This is a genomic window from Streptomyces sp. NPDC001852 (assembly GCF_042891825.1).
GTDB lineage: Bacteria > Actinomycetota > Actinomycetes > Streptomycetales > Streptomycetaceae > Streptomyces.
The window spans coordinates 230317-247022 of the sequence record NZ_JBIATN010000004.1 but is presented as its reverse complement, the minus strand read 5'-3'; the positions used below and the strand labels follow the sequence as shown (position 1 = coordinate 247022).

Below are 16706 nucleotides of genomic sequence, written 5' to 3'. Positions count from 1 at the left end.
AGCGTAGTGCGCTCGCCTTCACACGGGGTGTGAACGGAACACGTGCATCCGGGCTGTACACGCGGTGTCGCTCAGCGTGCTGTACCGATTGACTTAGGTGCCGGCCAAGCCGCCGGCTCCCCCTCGAAAAGCGGTGGCTTGGCCGGGCCGACCCCTGGGGTGCCGCCAGAGGTCTTCACGGTCGTTCCGCAGGACCAGGAGCGCTATGTCGTCCGTGGGGCGGCCGGTGGTGTGCCGCAGGAGCGCCGTGACGACCGTACGCAGGACCCGCTGGGGTGACACCGGCTGGTCGCGTACGGCCTCGCGCAGGGCGTCCGGCAGCGAGAAGAAGCGGCCGCGGGCGTCCCGGGCGTCCTCCACGCCGTCGGTGAAGAGAACCAGGGAGTCGCCGGGAGACAGCTGCCCGCAGTCGTGGGCTTCCAGGGCCGTCGGCAGGGGGAACGGGCCCAGCGGCGGCAGCGGGTCGACGCGCGTCAACGGTTCGACTCTCGTGCCGCTGAGCAGATACGGCCACGGGTGACCGCAGTTGAGGGCGCTCATCCGGCCGTCACGGTCGATCTCCAGCAGCAGGACGGTGACGAACTCCTCGGCGACCGGGTGGTCGGGGTCCCGGCTGCCGTTCGCGGGGTGTTCGGCACGGGCACGCTCGCGCAGGTGCCGGGCGAGGGCGCGATCCAACCGGCCGAGTACACCGTCGAGTCCGGGTTCGTCGTGGGCGGCCTCGCGGAAGCTGCCCAGTACGGCGGCGACCGTGCCGAGGGCGGCGAGACCGTGCCCGCGCACGTCGCCCATCACCACCCGCACCCCGTGCTCGGTGGCGATCGCCTCGTACAGGTCGCCGCCCACGCTCGCGCCCCGGTCCGCGGACAGCTGGGCGGCGGCGACGTTCAGCCCGTCGAGGCGTGGCGGCAGGGGACGCAGTACGACGCTCTGCGCGGCCCGCGCCACCCGGCGGACCTGCCGCAACTCCCGCAGCAGCGCGCGGCGGACATGGACTATCAGTCCCGTGCCGACGGCGAGGAAGACGGCGCTGGTGACGATGCGCGCGCCGAGGTCGTTCTGCTGGGCGAGCGGGCAGCCGAATTTGTAGGCGACCGCCACGGCTCCCCAGGCCGTGGGCAGTACGGCTCCCCGCGCGGTGGGCGCCCGTGCCTTGATGCGGATCATGCCTCTGGTCCCCCATGTGGGCCCTGAAAGAGCAGACGGACCGACCCCGAAAGGCCGGTCCGATTCTGTCGAGGGCATGGCCCGGGAGGACCCGATCACCTGAAGTTCCCACCCGAACGAGTGAGCCCGCGCCGGTCAACCCGCATTTATGCAGCTCGCCGAAGGGGTGAACCCCTACCGGCCCCTCCCCGGCGCTCAGCCGACGGCCCTCCCCACGAGCTCCCCGATCCTCGCCTCGTCGACGGCCGTCAGCTCCTTCAGGGCGTAGGAGCCCGGCCACATGGTGCCTTCGCCGAGGTTCGCCCGGTCGCTGAAGCCGAGGGCCGCACAGCGCGCCCTGAACTTCTCCGCGCTCTGGAAGAAGCAGACGACCTTGCCGTCCAGGGCGTAGGCCGGCATCCCGTACCAGAGCTTCGGGGCGAGCTCGGGCGCCGCGGCCCCGACGTCGGAGGAGTCGGCGGAGCACCTGGGCCGGGCCCTGGCACCGGCCCGCGAGGACGGCCACCTCAACAACCAGGCGTGGTGCCTCAACTGCAGGGGCGTGGCGCTGCGGCAGATGGGCCGGCACGAGGAGGCGCTGGCCCTGGAGGGCATTCGAGAGCTCAGCACCCGCTGACCGTCCAGGGGGTGGGTCGCTCACCCGCGCGTGCGGGGTGCCATGAAGCAGACGGCGCTGCAGCGCCCCCGCAGGGGCGCGGGGCTGTGTCCGACATGCGGCTCCGCCGCATGGGTGCGGCCGGCCACGGAATACCCGCAGCCGGCCGCGCACAGTCCCCCTGGCGATCAGCCCCTCAGAACTGCACCCGTACGCTCGCCCGCGAGGGCAACCGCCGCATCCCGAGCCGCCGACGCCTCATCCACCGTCAGTGTGCGGTCCGCGGCGCGGAACCGCAGCGCATACGCCAGCGACTTCCGGCCCTCACCCAGCTGCTCCGCGTTCTCGTACACGTCGAACAGCCGGATGGACTCGAGGAGTTCACCCGCACCCTCGCGCAGCGCCGCCTCGACCTCCCCGGAGGGGACGGGCTTGTCGACCACGAGGGCGACGTCCTGCGTGGCGACCGGGAACGTGGAGATCCGCGGTGCCTGCGGGGCGCCGTCGCCCACCGCCTCCAGGGCGTCCAGGTTCAGCTCCATCGCACAGGTGCGCTCGGGCAGCCCCAGCGCCTTCAGCACGCGCGGGTGCAGCTCGCCCGCGTGGCCGACGACCTGCTCGGCGCCGTCGGCGACGATCACCAGCTCGGCACAGCGGCCGGGGTGCCACGGGCCGTACTGGCCCTTGCGGACGATCAGCTCGGCACCGGCTTCCCGCGCCACGGCGCGCCCGGCCTCCACCGCGTCGGCCCAGTCCGCCGGACGGTCCTTGCCCCACCAGCCGGCCTGCTCACGGGCGCCGGTGAGGACGACGGCCACGTGCCGCGGCTGCTCGGGCAGCGCGGCGTTCAGCGCGGCGATCTCCTCGTCGGTGGGACGCCGGTCGACGGGCAGGTGCGTGGCGACACGCCGTTCCTCGCGCGGGTGGAACACCAGCCCGGTCTCGAACAGCGCCAGGTCGTGCGAGCCCCGGCCGTCGTTGCGCCGCAGGGCGCCGAGGAGGCCCGGCAGCAGCGTCGTACGCAGCGCGGGCTCCTCGTCGCTGAGCGGGTTGACCAGCTTGACGACACGGCGGGCCGGGTCGTCGGCCGCCAGGCCGAGCTGGTCGAAGACCTGCTCGCCGACGAAGGGGTAGTTCGGCGCCTCGACGTACCCCGCGCCGGCCAGCGCGCGGCCGACCCGGCGGTGCAGCCGCTGGCGGTGGGTCAGGCCACGGCCCGAGGGCAGCTTGGGCAGCGTGGAGGGCAGGTTCTCGTAGCCCTCGAGGCGGATGACCTCCTCGGCCAGGTCGTTCGGGTCGACCAGGTCGGGCCGCCAGGACGGGACGGTGACGATCAGCTCGTCCTGCCCGTAGACGTCGCAGCCGACCTGCTGGAGGCGGCGGACGACCGTCTCACGGCCGTAGACGACACCCGCGACCTTGTCCGGGTGGTCGGCCGGGATGGTGATGGTGTGCGGCGCCGAGGGCGCGATGACCTCGGTGACGCCGGCCTCCGCCGTACCGCCCGCGAGCAGCACCAGCAGGTCCACGGTGCGCTGCGCGGCGGCCGCGGCGGCCTGCGGGTCGACGCCGCGCTCGAAGCGGCGGGACGCCTCGGACAGCAGCTTCTGGCGGCGGGACGCACGGGCGATCGCGACGGCGTCGAAGTGGGCCGCCTCGATGACCACGTCGGTGGTCCCGTTCACCCCGTCCTCGGTGACCTCGTGATCGGCGATCTCGGTGTTGGCGCCGCCCATCACACCGGCGAGGCCGATCGGGCCGCGGTCGTCGGTGATGACCAGGTCCTCGGCGTGCAGCTTGCGCTCGACGCCGTCGAGGGTGACGAGCTTCTCGCCCTCCTGGGCCCGGCGCACGCCGATGGTGCCCTGGACCAGGGACCGGTCGTAGGCGTGCAGGGGCTGGCCCAGCTCCATCATCACGTAGTTCGTGACGTCGACGGCGAGCGAGATCGGGCGCATGCCGACCTTCTGCAGCCGGCGCTGCAGCCAGATCGGGGAGCGGGCCTCGGGGCGCAGGCCGGTGACCGTGCGGGCGACGAACCGGTCGCAGCCGAAGGGGTCGGCGACCTGGACGGGGTAGCCGTAGGCGTTCGGGGCCGGTACGTCGATCAGGGCCGGGTCGCGCAGCGGCAGACCGTAGGCGATGGCGGTCTCGCGGGCGACGCCGCGGATGGACAGGCAGTCACCGCGGTTGGCGGTGACGGCGATGTCCAGGACCTCGTCGACCAGCTCCAGCAGCTCGATGGCGTCCTTGCCGACCTCGGTCTCCGGCGGCAGCACGATGATGCCGTGGGTGCCGTCGTCGCCCATACCCAGCTCGTCGGTGGAGCAGATCATGCCGTGGGACGTCTTGCCGTAGGTCTTGCGGGCGGCGATGGAGAAGCCGCCGGGCAGGGTGGCGCCGGGGAGGACGACCACGACCTTGTCGCCGACGGCGAAGTTGCGGGCGCCGCAGACGATCTCCTGCGGCTCACCGGTGCCGTTGGCCTGGCCGACGTCGACGGTGCAGAAGCGGATCGGCTTCTTGAACTCCGTCAGTTCCTCGATCGTCAGGACCTGACCGACGACCAGCGGGCCCTTGAGGTCGGCGCCGAGCTGTTCGACGGTCTCGACCTCCAGGCCGGCCGAAATGAGCTTGGCCTGGACGTCGCGGCCGGTCTCGGTGGCCGGCAGGTCGACGTACTCCCGCAGCCAAGAAAGCGGGACCCGCATCAGATCTCCATCCCGAACGGCCGGGTGAACCGGACGTCACCCTCGACCATGTCTCGCATGTCTTCGACGTTGTGGCGGAACATCAGCATCCGCTCGATGCCGAACCCGAAGGCGAAGCCGCTGTACTTCTCCGGGTCGACGCCGCAGGCGGTGAGCACCCGCGGGTTGACCATGCCGCAGCCGCCGAGCTCGATCCAGCCCTCGGACGAGCAGGTGCGGCAGGGCCGGTCGGGGTTGCCGACGGACTCGCCCTTGCAGACGTAGCAGAGCATGTCCATCTCGGCGCTCGGCTCGGTGAAGGGGAAGAAGTTCGGCCGCAGCCGGGTCTTCATGCCCTCGCCGAACAGGGACTGGACCATGTGGTCCAGGGTGCCCTTGAGGTCGGCCATGGTCAGGCCCTCGTCCACGGCGAGCAGCTCGACCTGGCGGAAGACCGGGGTGTGGGTGGCGTCCAGCTCGTCGGTGCGGTAGACGACGCCGGGGCAGATCACGTACACCGGCAGCTCGCGGTCGAGCAGCGAGCGGATCTGCACGGGCGAGGTGTGGGTGCGCAGCACCACGCCGGACTCGGCGCCGCCGTCCGGGGCCTGCACGAAGAAGGTGTCGGCCTCGCCGCGCGCGGGATGGTCCGGGCCGATGTTCAGGGCGTCGAAGTTGAACCACTCCGCCTCGACCTGCGGGCCCTCGGCGACCTCGTAGCCCATGGCCACGAAGATGTCCTCGATGCGCTCCGACAGCGTGGTCAGCGGGTGGCGGGCGCCGGCCGGGACGCGGTCGTACGGCAGCGTGACGTCGACGTCCTCCTCGACGAGCACGCGGGCGTCCCGCTCGGCCTCCAGTTCGGCCTGGCGGGCGGCGAGGGCCTTGTTGACGGCGCCGCGGGCCATGCCGACGCGCTTGCCGGCCTCGGCCTTGGCGTGCGGGGGCAGGGCGCCGATCTCGCGGTTGGCGAGGGCCAGCGGGGAGGCGGGGCCGGTGTGGGCGACCTTGGCCTCGTGGAGCGCGTCGAGGGAGTCCGCGGCGGCGAAGGCGGCGAGCGCCTCGTCCCGCATGCGCTCGATCTCTTCCGGTTTCAACGCCTCGACCTCGACAGGGTCGTACGACTTATTGGGTGCCGACATCTCTTCCCGTGCTTCCGATTGCTGGCGGATGGTCCCCGTCACCGACTCACAGCTCTTTGATCGCCGCGTGAAGGACACAAAGGTGCCAAAGGCCGAGTCTAACGGGGTGGAGGTATGCGAATGCGCCCGTGGGCCACTACGCGAGATACGCGGGGGCCGCCACGGGCAACGTAAATCGGAACTCGGCGCCGCCGCCGGGGGCGCGGCCGACCGTGATGGTGCCGCCGTGGGCCTCGACGATGCCCTTGACGATGTACAGCCCGAGACCGGTGCCGCCGCGCTTGCTGCCCCGCCAGAAGCGGGTGAAGACGCGGTTCATGGACTCCTCCGGGATGCCGGGCCCTTCGTCGCTCACCGTGACCGACGTGCCATTCTCCTCGCCCTCCCGCGGGGACGCGGTGGGCGTGACGTCAATGGTGACGGTTCCCTCGCCGTGCCGCACGGCATTTTCGATGAGGTTGCTGAGCACCTGGTCGATCTTGTCGGGGTCGGCCCACAGGCCGGGCAGGGGCTGCTCGATGCGCAGCAGGAAGCGGTCGGCGGGCTGGCCGGCGGCGACATAGGCCTGGATGTGCCGGGAGACGGCGGCCCCGATGTCGACGGGCTGCCGGCGCACCTCCAGGCGTCCACTGTCGATCCTGGAGATGTCCAGCAGCTCGGCGATGAGCCGGGTGACCCGGTCGGCGTCGGCGTCGACGGTCTCCAGCATCAGCCGCTTCTGGTCGTCGGTGAAGCGTTCCCACTTGGCGAGGAGCGTGGCGGTGAAGCCCTTCACGGAGGTGAGGGGCGAGCGCAGCTCATGGGCGACCGTCGCTATCAGCTCGGCGTGGCTGCGCTCGGTACGGCGGCGGGCCTCGGTGTCCCGCAGGGAGACGACGACCCGCCGTACGGGCCCCAGGGGGCGCTCCCGTACATACCGGGCGGAGACCAGCACCTCCCGCCCACCGGGCAGCAGCAGATTGCGCTCCGGCTGCCGCGCCCGGATGGCGAGGCCCCCGTAGGGGTCGGTGAGCTGCCACCAGCGGCGGCCCTCCAGATCCTCCAACGGCAGGGCCTTCTCCAGCGGCTGCCCGAGGGCGTCGCCGGGGCGTACGGCGGTGATGCGTGCGGCGGCGGCGTTGAAGCAGGCGACGCGGCCGTGCTCGTCGGCGATGACGAGCCCGTCGGGCAGCTGGTCGGGGTCGAGCCCCCAGCCGTGGTCACCCTGCCGGGGCGCGGGTGTACGTCGCGGGTCCCGCCCCTCCGGCGCGGCGCTCGTGCCGGCCACACTCATCCCCGTACCCCACCTCTCAGACCGCGCAGGGCCCCGAGCTGGTCACCCTACTAGCTCTGGGTGACGGAGCGGCACCCTCCGGAGGCGCGCTGTGCACGAGCCGACGCGTAGAGACATACGGCGGCGGCGGTGGCGAGGTTCAGGCTCTCGGCCTTCCCGTGGATGGGCACGCGCACGACGGCGTCGGCGAGTGCGCGGGTCTCCTCCGGCAGCCCCCAGGCCTCGTTGCCGAACACCCACGCGGTCGGGCCGCCCATGGTGCCCTTGTCGAGCTCCTCGTCGAGGTCGCGGTCCCCCGCGCCGTCGGCGGCGAGAATGCGCACTCCGGCGTCCTGGAGCCCGTCGACGGCGCGCTCGACGGGCACGCCGACGGCGACGGGCAGGTGGAAGTGGGAACCCACGGAGGCGCGTACGGCCTTGGGGTTGTACAGGTCCACGGAGGCGTCGGTGAGGATCACCGCCTCGGCACCGGCGGCGTCGGCGCAGCGCAGCACGGTCCCGGCGTTCCCGGGATCGCGCACATGGGCGAGCACGGCGACCAGTTTCGGCCGGGCGGCGAGGATCTCCTCGAAGGGCGTGTCGAGGAACCGGCACACCCCGACGAGCCCCTGCGGGGTGACGGTCGTGGAGATGTCGGCGATGACGTCCTCGGAGGCCAGGTGCACCCGGGCCGCGGCGCCACGTGCGGCCCCGATGATGTCGGCGTACCGCTCGGCTGCGTCCAGGGTGGCGAACAGCTCGACGAGGGTGGGACTGCCGTCCGCACCCCGGTGCCCGGCGGCCTCCCTGGCGGCCTGCGGCCCCTCCGCGAGAAACAGCCGGTCCTTGCCCCGGAAGTTCCGCTTGGCGAGCCGACGGGCGGCACTCACGCGGGCGGAGCGGGGGGAGATCAGCTCGGGGGTGGCGGGGGGCATCCTCTTGGTCACCTTCGGGAGAGTTCCAACGGGCAGCGTGTCCTGGGCTGCGGCAAGCAACAGGACCCGCACGCCACGAAGGCCTGCGGGTCCTGCGGTGAACGTCGGCCTAGAGCCGGCGCAGCGTCACGCCGCCTTCGGGGCGTTGACGTCCGACGGCAGCGCCTTCTGCGCGACCTCGACGAGCGCGGCGAACGCGTTCGCGTCGTTGACGGCCAGCTCGGCCAGGATCTTGCGGTCGACCTCGACGTTCGCGGCCTTCAGACCCTGGATGAAGCGGTTGTAGGTCATGCCGTTGGCGCGGGCAGCGGCGTTGATGCGCTGGATCCACAGCTGACGGAAGTCGCCCTTGCGCTTCTTGCGGTCGTTGTAGTTGTAGACCAGCGAGTGGGTGACCTGCTCCTTGGCCTTGCGGTACAGGCGCGAACGCTGACCGCGGTAGCCGGAGGCCTGCTCGAGGATCGCCCGGCGCTTCTTGTGGGCGTTGACTGCCCGCTTGACGCGTGCCACTTGTTAACTCCTTGTAGCGGGGTCGTGGTGGTCCTCACACGACCCGGAAACGATTCGGTCCCGGTCCAGACGCACGGCGCTCGGTCGGCGCCGCCGCGTCACTTGCCGAGAAGCTTCTTGATCTTCGCGGCGTCGCCCGGGGCCATCTCGGCGTTGCCGGTGAGGCGACGCGTGACGCGGGACGACTTGTGCTCGAGCAGGTGGCGCTTGCCGGCGCGCTCGCGGAGCACCTTGCCGGAGCCGGTGATCTTGAAGCGCTTGCTGGCACCGCTGTGCGACTTGTTCTTCGGCATAGCGCCGTTATCTCCTCGTCGGTGGCGCTCCGGTGCCCGGTCGCGAAAACCGGGCACGGTGGAGCGTCGCTCTCTTCTGTCGGTTACATCCTCGGGGACGTACGGAACCGCACATCCCCCGGGATCACGCCTCGGCGGGCTCCTCGGCGGACGCCTCAGCCTCGGCAGGGTTCTGCGACTTGCCGGGGTTCGCCTTCGCTTCGGCCTTGCGGGCCTCCTGCGCCTGGCGGGCCTCGGCCATGGCCTCGGTCTTCTTCTTGTGCGGACCGAGGACCATGATCATGTTGCGGCCGTCCTGCTTCGGGTTCGACTCGACGAAACCGAGGTCCTGGACGTCCTCCGCGAGGCGCTGCAGCAGTCGGTAGCCCAGCTCGGGACGGGACTGCTCGCGACCACGGAACATGATCGTGATCTTGACCTTGTCGCCCTGCTTGAGGAACCGGACGACGTGACCCTTCTTGGTGTCATAGTCGTGCGGGTCGATCTTCGGCCGGAGCTTCATCTCCTTGATGACCGTGTGCGCCTGGTTCTTGCGCGCCTCACGGGCCTTCATGGCCGACTCGTACTTGAACTTCCCGTAGTCCATGAGCTTGCACACGGGCGGACGGGCGTTCGCCGCGACCTCGACCAGGTCCAGGTCGTACTCCTGCGCAAGCTCCAGTGCCTTCGCGAGCGGCACGATGCCGACCTGCTCGCCACTGGGACCGACAAGTCGCACCTCGGGAACGCGAATCCGGTCGTTGATGCGGGGCTCGGCGCTGATGGATCCTCCTCGGTAGCACCACACGGTTGTCTGGCGGACAGCCGCGTATGTCTCTTTTCGTGAGACCTAACCGCGCCGAAGCACAAAAAATGCCCCGGACGATCACAGGCGGGGCTCCGCAACACTACCGGAGCACCGCCGCGATGCCGCGGGGCGCGCTTTCGGGCGACTCCATCGTCCGTACGGAACGATGGTGGCCGCCTGACCGGGTGACCCGCCGTCCCTGAGGACGGTCAGGTGGGAGATCGGAGCCTCCACTTGTGGGCTGGGCAATCTGCTGTTCGCAGGGATGTCCAGCCGGTCGTCACACAAGGTTAGCAGCACCGACGGCGAAGGGCTAATCGAAGGTCTCCCCGGCGCTCTCCCGCGCACCGCTTATCGTGTGGGGCATGAGTGAGACCCCTCCTGAGAACCCCGACTTCGACGCGATGACCCGGGACATCGCCGAGGTCCCCGCCGTCGAGGTGATCGTGACGGTCGCCGTCAACCTGATGAGCGCCGCCGCCGTGAAGCTCGGGCTGAGCGAGGAGGGCGAGAAGTACAAGGACCTGGACGAGGCCCGCAAGCTGATCACCGCGCTCGCCGGCCTGCTGGACGCGAGCGCGACCGAGGTCAGCTCCTTCCACGCGGCGCCGCTGCGCGACGGTCTGAAGTCGCTGCAGCTGGCGTTCCGCGAGGCGTCGATCGTCCCGGACGAGCCGGGCCAGGGGCCGGGCGAGAAGTACACCGGTCCCGTCTACAGCTGACCTACTCCTTCACATACAGGGGCTCGCCCGGAGGCGTGGTCCCGGCCGGCAGCAGTGCCAGGTCGAGGCCGCGCACCAGGCGGGCCCTCAGTGTCTCGTCGGCGGCGAGCCGCTCGGCGACCGCGCGGGCGGCCTCGGCGGGCGCCGCGGCCGGGTCGAGGACCAGGGCGAGGGTGCCGTCGGACTGCCCGGGCCCGAGATGGGCGCGCAGCACGGCGGGCTCCGCCGCCACGGCCGTACGCACCGCCTCGGTCACGGCCGGGTCGGCGAGCGGATCGGCGCTGGCACGGCCCTCGGCGAGCGCGAGCAGCGCCGGGCCGGTCAGCTCGAAGGGCACCGGTCCGGCGAGATCCAGCACGACCGTGTCGGCCTTCTCGTGCGCGGCGGCCTGCAGCGCCTGGTGCAGGGGTACGGCCACCGGGCGGGCCGCGGGGTCCCAGCGGGCGAGGGAGTCGGTGGAGGTGAAGGCGGGCAGGGCGGTGCGGTGGCCGGCCTTCAGGGTGGGTACGGCCATGTCGCTGGTCTTCTCGCGGCGCAGACCCTTCTCGTCCTCCTCGACCTCGCCGAGCACGGCGACGACCGGGACCAGCAGGCGGGCGCCCCTGAGCGCCTCGAGGACGGGCCCGAGGGCGCTCCTGTCCTCGGCCCAGGCGGCGAGCGCGGCGCTCAGCCGGGGGTCGGCGGAGCCGTCGTCGTCGGAGAAGCCGGGGTCGGGAATGTTCTTGTTCGCCACGGTCACCGACCCTATAGGGGGGAGGTCGCAGGCCTTGTGCGGGGCCGGGCACGCCGTCGTCGTCGCTCTCACGGGATCTCCGTCGGGAATCTCAGCCGTCCCTGACGGAGATCTCACACCCGTCCGAGGGGGCGCACGGTCCGCGCCCCGAGCATCGCGGGCATGGAGTCCCCCAGAGCCGGCCGTGGGCGGGGTCACGGCCGGGGGCACGGTGTATGTGAAGGCGCGGGCGCACCCGGGGACGGCGGTCGTATCGTCGGCGGCGACGCCCTCGGCCTCTTCCTCGGCCGGGGCGGGCGAGGAGGCCTCGGTGGAACCCGTGACGGAGCCGGCGGTGGACCGGACGGCGCTGCTGGGCAAGGCGATGGCGGCGGTGGAGGTGCCGTCGGGCGCGCAGGTGTCGGCGGCGGTGCTGGCGGTGGACTCAGGGGAGAGCGCCGCGTACGGGGACGCGGCGTTCGACACGGCGAGCATCGTGAAGGTCGACATCCTGGCCACGCTGCTGCTCCAGGCGCAGGACACGGGCCGGCACCTGACGGCGGCCGAGAAGGCGTACGCCACGAAGATGATCGAGAACAGCGACAACGCGTCGGCGACGGCGCTGTGGCACACCATCGGGCGCGCCGAGGGCCTGGACGCGGCGAACAAGCGCTTCGGGCTGGCCTCGACCTCCGGCGGCGAGGGCGAGCTGTGGGGGCTGACGCAGACCACGGCCGCCGACCAACTCGTCCTGCTCCAGCAGGTGTTCGGGGAGGATTCCCGGCTGAGCGCGGCCTCCCGGACCTATGTGCAGGGGCTGATGGGGTCGGTCGAGGCGGACCAGCAGTGGGGGGTGTCGGCCGCCGCGGAGGGCAACTCCTGGGCGCTGAAGAACGGTTGGCTGGCGCGCAGTACGACGGGCCTGTGGGACGTGAACAGCATCGGGCGGGTGACGGTGGACGGCACCGACCGTCTCGTGGCGGTGCTGTCGAAGGGCACGGAGACACGGGCGAAGGGCATCGCGCTGGTCGAGGCGGCGGCGAAGGCGGCGGTGTCGGCGTTCGCCGGTGGGTGATCCGGCTCCCGTGCCGGGTGATCCGGGGTGCGCCTCAGAGCCGCTGCCTGCGCCCCCGCCACAGCACCACGCCGGCCACCAGGAGGACCCCTCCGGTGCCACCGGCCAGGGGGCCCGCCCAGTCGGCGGTCGAGGACGTGGTCGTGGGGGCGTCCGGACCGCCGCCGAAGTACTTCTTCCCGTACGACGCCGCGCGCAGGCGCTGCGGGCTGAGCCGCCCGGCCGCCCGCAGCGCCGCCGCCGGGTCGATCATCCCGAAGCCGCGGGAGTCGTCGCGGCCGCCGACCGGGGCGTCGCGGGCGGTGTCCTCCAGGAGCTTCTTGATCTGGGCCGGGCTCAGCTCGGGGTGGGCCGCCTTGACCAGGGCCGCGGCGCCGGAGACGAAGGCGGAGGCGGCCGAGGTGCCCCAGCCCTCGTAGTACTTGTGGTCGGGGTCGGCGATGACCACGTCGACGCCGGGCGCGCTGACCGCCGCGTACCAGCGGCGGGTGGAGAAGGAGGCGCGGGTGCCGTAGCGGTCGACGGCGGTGGCGGCGATGACGCCGGGGTAGGCGGCCGGGTAGGAGACGTGGTCGCCCTTGTCCCCGCCGTTGCCCGCCGAGGCGACGACCACCACGCCCTTCTGCAGGGCGTACTGCACGGCCTCGTCCTCGCTGGGCTCGGGGTGCGCGGAGTCGGAGTCGTCGCCGAGGGAGAGGTTGATGACGTCGGCGCCGTGGTCGGCGGCCCAGCGGATGCCGTCGGCGAGGGCGTCGCCCCGGCTGGTACGGGCCTTGGTGCGGGCGGGGTCGTTGTCCTCCAGGATCACCCGCACGGGCAGGATCTTCGCCTCCGGGGCGACGCCCATGACACCGGCGCTGTCGCCCGGGCCGTGGCCGTGCCCGGCGATGATGCCGGCCATGGCGGTGCCGTGCCGGGCCCAGTCGCGGTCGCCCTGGTGGGCGCCGAAGCCGATCATGTCCTTGGCGGGCAGGACGTTTCCGGCGAGGTCCGGGTGGTCGGCCTCGACGCCGGTGTCCAGGACGGCGACGGTGACGCCGCGGCCCTTGGTGGTCCGCCAGGCCTCGTCCAGGTGCAGCGCCGACAGGCCCCACTGCTGGGCACGGATGCCGTCGGCGTGGGCCGTGGCGGCCGGTGCCAGGGTGAGGGCACCGGCGAGCAGCAGGCTCAGCGCCGCCCCGGCGGGTTCCACGCGGTGGCGGCCGCGTATCGATCGCCTCATGAAGGTTTCTCCGTGGGCGTGCCGATGCTCTGGCGCAGGCGCCGTTCGATGCGGTCGGCCAGGCCCTGGGCCTCGTTGCCGAGCCCGGCCTGGGCCGGTGCGGTGGTGGCACCGGCGCTGACGGCGTCGGCGGCGGGCTGGGGCACATCGACGCTGCGGCCGTCGGCCCAGCCGGAGACGGCGTAGGCGACGACGGGGGCGTCGGTGAGCACGGAGATGGTCCAGGACGCGCGCTGCTGGTCGCCGAAGCCGGCCGCCTCGGTGCCCTTGGCCGCGTAGGGCCGGGGCATGAGGTCGGCGCGCCGGTCCAGGCGCTGGGTGCGGAACAGGTGGGCGAGCGCGGACATGGCGGCGGGGTCGGCCTTGGTGAACAGCAGGCCGACGGTGGTGACGTAGCTCTGGGTGGCATCGGTGTAGGTGGCGCGCAGGAGCCGCTGGCAGCCGACCGGGGCGAGCACCTTGGACAGCAGCGGGTCGAAGGCCTGCGCGCAGCCGGTGTCCGGGGCCACGGCGATCCTGGTCCAGGTGCGGTCGGCGCCGCCGGGTCCGGCGCCCGGGCCCTGGACGGTGGGCGGGAACAGCTGGTCCACAGGCGCGTTGTGCCAGAGTGCCCCCGCGGTGGCGAAGTGGTCGCCGGAGGCGTCGTCCCCGCCGTCGTCGGTCAGCCAACTCCCGGTCACGGCACCGCCGATGAGACCGAGACCGAGCACGAGACAGGCGGCAGCGGCGGCGGTCCGGGGCCCCAGCCGGTACCAGATCCGCCCACCGAGCGCCCACGGCTCCCCGCCGCCCATCACGGGCCGCGCGGCCGCCATGGCGCTCCAGGACAGCGCGGGGTCCGGCCCGGCGGCGCCGCCCGGCGGCGGGCCGACGGGGTGCGCCGGGGCCATGGGACTCCAGGCACCCGCCTCCGGGCGCGGGGCGGACACCGTGGAGGGGGACGCAGAAACGCCACGCCGCTCCCCGCCCGGCCGACCGGCCGCGTCGGCAACCGGGCGCAGCCGGGCGGTGGTCTCCGACGCGGTGACCGGGCGGGCCGGGGCAGTCGTCTCCGGCGCGCTGACCGGGCGCAGCCGGGCCGTCGTCTCCGAGGGGGTCTCCACCGGGGCTGCCGGCTGCCGGGCCTCGCGTGCCGGGCGACGCCCCGTGCTCGGCGGCGCATCGGGGAACCGGGCAGAGGCCGGCGGCGGAGGCGGGCTCACGGGGGCACCGGCGGCGGGTACGACAGGGCGCGGCGCGCCGGGCCGATCCCCCTCCCCGGCACGGGCACCGACTCCCGCACGGGAAACCTGACCATCACGCCCGACGGCCTCACCACCGCCCGCGGACCGACCGGCCGAAGGGGAAGCGCTACCCGAGGACCCCGCCGCCGAAGCCGGGCCGCCGACCGCCGGCCCCGCGGCCGATGGCGAACCATCGCGCACGGACTGCCGAGCCGAGGCCGAGCCGCTTCCCGCGGACCGCCCGATCGAGGGCGAGGGGTTACCCCCGGACCCCGCAGACGACGCCGAGCCGTTACCCGCGGATCCCACGGCCGAAGGCGAACCGTCACGCACGGACCCCCAGGCCGAGGACGAGCCACCGTCCGCCGACCGACCAGCCGAAGACGAGCCACCCGGCGCAGACCGACCAGCCGAAGCCGACCCGCCACCCGTCGGCCGCCCGATCGAGCTCGAGGTATCGCCCCCGGAGGCCGCGGCAGAAGGCGAACCCTTTCGCGGGAAGGCTCCGGCGGACGGCCGTCCCTCGCTCGGCCCGGCCGCGGCCGTAGGCGCGCCACCACGGCCGAAGCCCTCGACCGTGGCCGGGCCGGCCGACGACCCGCCGCTGCCGGCGAAAGCCCCGGCCGGCGCACGTCCCTCGGCCGCGACCGCCGCACCGGAGGGCTCGCCGCCACCGGCGGGCCCTCCGGTCGGCGCACGTCCCTCGCTCGCGGCTGTCCCGGGGGAGGCGCCCGCCTCGCCTGCCGTACCCCTGTGGGACACGCGGCCGGCGGGCGGCGTGAAGACCGACGGTTCGTCGTCGGGGTCGTCGGGCGGGGTGGACGGGCGCGGAGGGATGGTCGGGCGGGGCGGGGTCGAGGGGCGCGGCGGGATGGGAGCGTGGCGCGCTTCCGTGGTCATGCACCCCCCGTTTCCTCGTGCCCGGGCCGTCCTCACGTACGCGGGCCGCTGCGCTGCTCGGCCGCGCCCGGTGCGGAAGCTCCGTCCGGGCACGCATACCCGTACGGCCGGACCGGCATCCCGGTTCAGGTGAAGCGGCCGGGCGGGTTCCGCCGTACGTGCGCGTCACTCTACGGGTTGTCCGGGGCAGAGACAGAACCAGTCCGGAGCGCCGGGGCATCTGCCCGGAACGTCCCCCTACCCTGCGGTAATCCTGTCTGGCAGGCTTCCGTCATGACTGCGCGCGCCGCCGACCGGGCCCGTTACGACCGGGCCACCGCCCATCTCGACGCCCCTCTCGCGATCGTGGACCTGGACGCCTTCGACGCCAACGCGGCCGATCTCGTCCGCCGGGCCGCCGGCAAGCCGGTCCGGGTCGCCAGCAAGTCCGTGCGCTGCCGGTCCCTGCTGGAGCGCGTCCTGGCGAAGGACGGTTTTCAGGGGATCATGTCGTTCACCCTGGCCGAGTCCCTGTGGCTCGCCCGCTCCGGGTTCGACGACGTCCTGCTGGCCTATCCGTCCGCCGACCGGGCCGCCTTCGCGGAGCTGGCCGCCGATCCCAAGCTCGCCGGTGCGGTGACCGTGATGGTGGACGATCCGGCGCACCTCGACCTCATCGACGCGGCCCGTGACGGCGGGCGCGAACTCATCCGTGTCTGCCTGGAGTTGGACACCTCGCTGAAGCTGCTGGGCGGCCGGGTCCGGGTCGGCGCGCGGCGCAGCCCCCTGCACTCCCCCGCCCAACTCGCCGAGCTGGCCCGGTCGGTGGCCCGGCGGCCGGGATTCCGGCTGGTGGGGATCATGGCGTACGAGGGGCACATCGCGGGTGTCGGGGACGCGGTGGCCGGGCGGCCGCTGCGGTCCCGGGCGATCCGGCTGATGCAGGCCGCCGCCCGGCGGGAACTGGCCGAGCGGCGGGCCGCGGTGGTGCGCGCCGTACGGGCCGTCGTACCCGATCTGGAGTTCGTCAACGGCGGCGGCACCGGCAGTGTGCAGCACACCGCCGCCGAGGACGCGGTGACCGAGATAGCGGCCGGTTCGGGCCTGTACGTGCCCCGGCTCTTCGACAACTACACGTCGTTCACCGGCCGTCCGGCGGCCCTGTTCGCCCAGCCCGTGGTACGACGGCCGGGGGTCGGCGTCGTCACCGTGCTCGGCGGTGGCTATCCGGCCTCCGGCGCCGCCGGCCCCGACCGGCTGCCGGTGCCGTACCTGCCGGAGGGTCTGGCGTACGACCCCCAGGAGGGCCCCGGCGAGGTGCAGACCCCGCTGCTCGGCTCGCCCGCCGACGACCTCCTCATCGGCGACAAGGTGTGGTTCCGGCACGCCAAGGCGGGCGAGCTGTGCGAGCGGTTCGACGCCCTCCACCTGATCGAGGGGGACACGGTCACCGCGACCGTGCCCACCTACCGGGGCGAGGGACACACGTTCCTCTGAGGCCG

At 73.1% G+C, this 16706-nt stretch carries 14 protein-coding genes and 1 pseudogene; 3 read left to right on the top strand and 12 right to left on the bottom strand.

The genetic code is table 11. From position 1 onward, the window contains the following. Positions 1-93: 93 nt before the first annotated feature. The 9 genes and pseudogenes from ACFYZB_RS09075 to infC form a co-directional block, all read right to left on the bottom strand. On the bottom strand, positions 94-1167 hold the full coding sequence (locus tag ACFYZB_RS09075) for a PP2C family protein-serine/threonine phosphatase (RefSeq protein WP_388756089.1): 1074 nt from the start codon (positions 1165-1167) through the stop codon (positions 94-96). Between the two features lie 195 nt (positions 1168-1362). After that, positions 1363-1611: pseudogene (locus tag ACFYZB_RS09070) on the bottom strand (hypothetical protein); the annotation flags it as partial. A 339-nt stretch (positions 1612-1950) separates the two neighbouring features. Next, the gene (pheT, locus tag ACFYZB_RS09065; protein WP_388756087.1) at positions 1951-4473 is read right to left on the bottom strand and encodes a phenylalanine--tRNA ligase subunit beta; all 2523 of its coding nucleotides are present in this window, start codon (positions 4471-4473) and stop codon (positions 1951-1953) included. Next, on the bottom strand, positions 4473-5594 hold the full coding sequence (gene pheS, locus ACFYZB_RS09060; protein WP_351206536.1) for a phenylalanine--tRNA ligase subunit alpha: 1122 nt from the start codon (positions 5592-5594) through the stop codon (positions 4473-4475). Before pheS ends, pheT begins: the two co-directional genes overlap by 1 nt. A 136-nt stretch (positions 5595-5730) precedes the next feature. Beyond that, positions 5731-6867, bottom strand: coding sequence for an ATP-binding protein (locus ACFYZB_RS09055; protein WP_388756084.1), 1137 nt, complete (start codon positions 6865-6867; stop codon positions 5731-5733). A gap of 50 nt (positions 6868-6917) precedes the next feature. Next, positions 6918-7781, bottom strand: a complete 864-nt coding sequence (locus ACFYZB_RS09050) for a TrmH family RNA methyltransferase (RefSeq protein ID WP_388756081.1) — start codon at positions 7779-7781, stop codon at positions 6918-6920. Between the two features lie 126 nt (positions 7782-7907). Further along, on the bottom strand, positions 7908-8291 hold the full coding sequence (gene rplT / locus ACFYZB_RS09045; protein WP_030381833.1) for a 50S ribosomal protein L20: 384 nt from the start codon (positions 8289-8291) through the stop codon (positions 7908-7910). A gap of 98 nt (positions 8292-8389) precedes the next feature. Then, positions 8390-8584 (bottom strand): 50S ribosomal protein L35, encoded by a 195-nt coding sequence (gene rpmI, locus ACFYZB_RS09040; RefSeq protein WP_003977225.1) that lies wholly within the window; start codon positions 8582-8584, stop codon positions 8390-8392. A gap of 124 nt (positions 8585-8708) precedes the next feature. Continuing rightward, on the bottom strand, positions 8709-9371 hold the full coding sequence (infC, locus tag ACFYZB_RS09035) for a translation initiation factor IF-3 (RefSeq protein WP_228618720.1): 663 nt from the start codon (positions 9369-9371) through the stop codon (positions 8709-8711). Between the two features lie 365 nt (positions 9372-9736). Here infC and ACFYZB_RS09030 point away from each other — a divergent pair, with 365 nt between their 5' ends. After that, the gene (locus tag ACFYZB_RS09030; protein ID WP_351206544.1) at positions 9737-10093 is read left to right on the top strand and encodes a DUF1844 domain-containing protein; all 357 of its coding nucleotides are present in this window, start codon (positions 9737-9739) and stop codon (positions 10091-10093) included. A gap of 1 nt (position 10094) precedes the next feature. On the opposite strand, the gene ACFYZB_RS09025 is transcribed toward ACFYZB_RS09030, so the two are convergent. Then, positions 10095-10826, bottom strand: coding sequence for an SseB family protein (locus ACFYZB_RS09025; RefSeq protein WP_388756077.1), 732 nt, complete (start codon positions 10824-10826; stop codon positions 10095-10097). Positions 10827-11010: 184 nt separating this feature from the next. Between ACFYZB_RS09025 and ACFYZB_RS09020 the strand changes: the two genes are divergently transcribed. Beyond that, positions 11011-11880, top strand: coding sequence for a serine hydrolase (locus ACFYZB_RS09020; RefSeq protein WP_388756074.1), 870 nt, complete (start codon positions 11011-11013; stop codon positions 11878-11880). A gap of 34 nt (positions 11881-11914) precedes the next feature. Here ACFYZB_RS09020 and mycP read toward each other — a convergent pair whose 3' ends face one another. Both mycP and ACFYZB_RS09010 read right to left on the bottom strand, forming a co-directional pair. Further along, positions 11915-13102, bottom strand: a complete 1188-nt coding sequence (gene mycP / locus ACFYZB_RS09015) for a type VII secretion-associated serine protease mycosin (RefSeq protein WP_388756072.1) — start codon at positions 13100-13102, stop codon at positions 11915-11917. Continuing rightward, entirely contained in the window at positions 13099-14205 is a 1107-nt protein-coding gene (locus ACFYZB_RS09010; protein ID WP_388756069.1) for a hypothetical protein, read from the bottom strand. The genes mycP and ACFYZB_RS09010 overlap by 4 nt, the downstream gene beginning before the upstream one ends. A gap of 1293 nt (positions 14206-15498) precedes the next feature. Here ACFYZB_RS09010 and ACFYZB_RS09005 point away from each other — a divergent pair. Beyond that, the gene (locus ACFYZB_RS09005) at positions 15499-16701 is read left to right on the top strand and encodes an amino acid deaminase/aldolase (protein ID WP_388756066.1); all 1203 of its coding nucleotides are present in this window, start codon (positions 15499-15501) and stop codon (positions 16699-16701) included. Positions 16702-16706: the final 5 nt, after the last annotated feature.

What these genes read in the sequence shown, in the direction of transcription:
- ACFYZB_RS09005 (WP_388756066.1), top strand. Translation starts at nt 15,499, where the DNA reads ATGACTGCGCGCGCCGCCGACCGGGCCCGTTACGACCGGGCCACCGCC.
- mycP (WP_388756072.1), bottom strand. Translation starts at nt 13,102, where the DNA reads ATGAGGCGATCGATACGCGGCCGCCACCGCGTGGAACCCGCCGGGGCG.
- rpmI (WP_003977225.1), bottom strand. Translation starts at nt 8,584, where the DNA reads ATGCCGAAGAACAAGTCGCACAGCGGTGCCAGCAAGCGCTTCAAGATC.
- ACFYZB_RS09050 (WP_388756081.1), bottom strand. Translation starts at nt 7,781, where the DNA reads ATGCCCCCCGCCACCCCCGAGCTGATCTCCCCCCGCTCCGCCCGCGTG.
- ACFYZB_RS09030 (WP_351206544.1), top strand. Translation starts at nt 9,737, where the DNA reads ATGAGTGAGACCCCTCCTGAGAACCCCGACTTCGACGCGATGACCCGG.
- pheT (WP_388756087.1), bottom strand. Translation starts at nt 4,473, where the DNA reads ATGCGGGTCCCGCTTTCTTGGCTGCGGGAGTACGTCGACCTGCCGGCC.
- pheS (WP_351206536.1), bottom strand. Translation starts at nt 5,594, where the DNA reads ATGTCGGCACCCAATAAGTCGTACGACCCTGTCGAGGTCGAGGCGTTG.
- ACFYZB_RS09075 (WP_388756089.1), bottom strand. Translation starts at nt 1,167, where the DNA reads ATGATCCGCATCAAGGCACGGGCGCCCACCGCGCGGGGAGCCGTACTG.
- ACFYZB_RS09055 (WP_388756084.1), bottom strand. Translation starts at nt 6,867, where the DNA reads ATGAGTGTGGCCGGCACGAGCGCCGCGCCGGAGGGGCGGGACCCGCGA.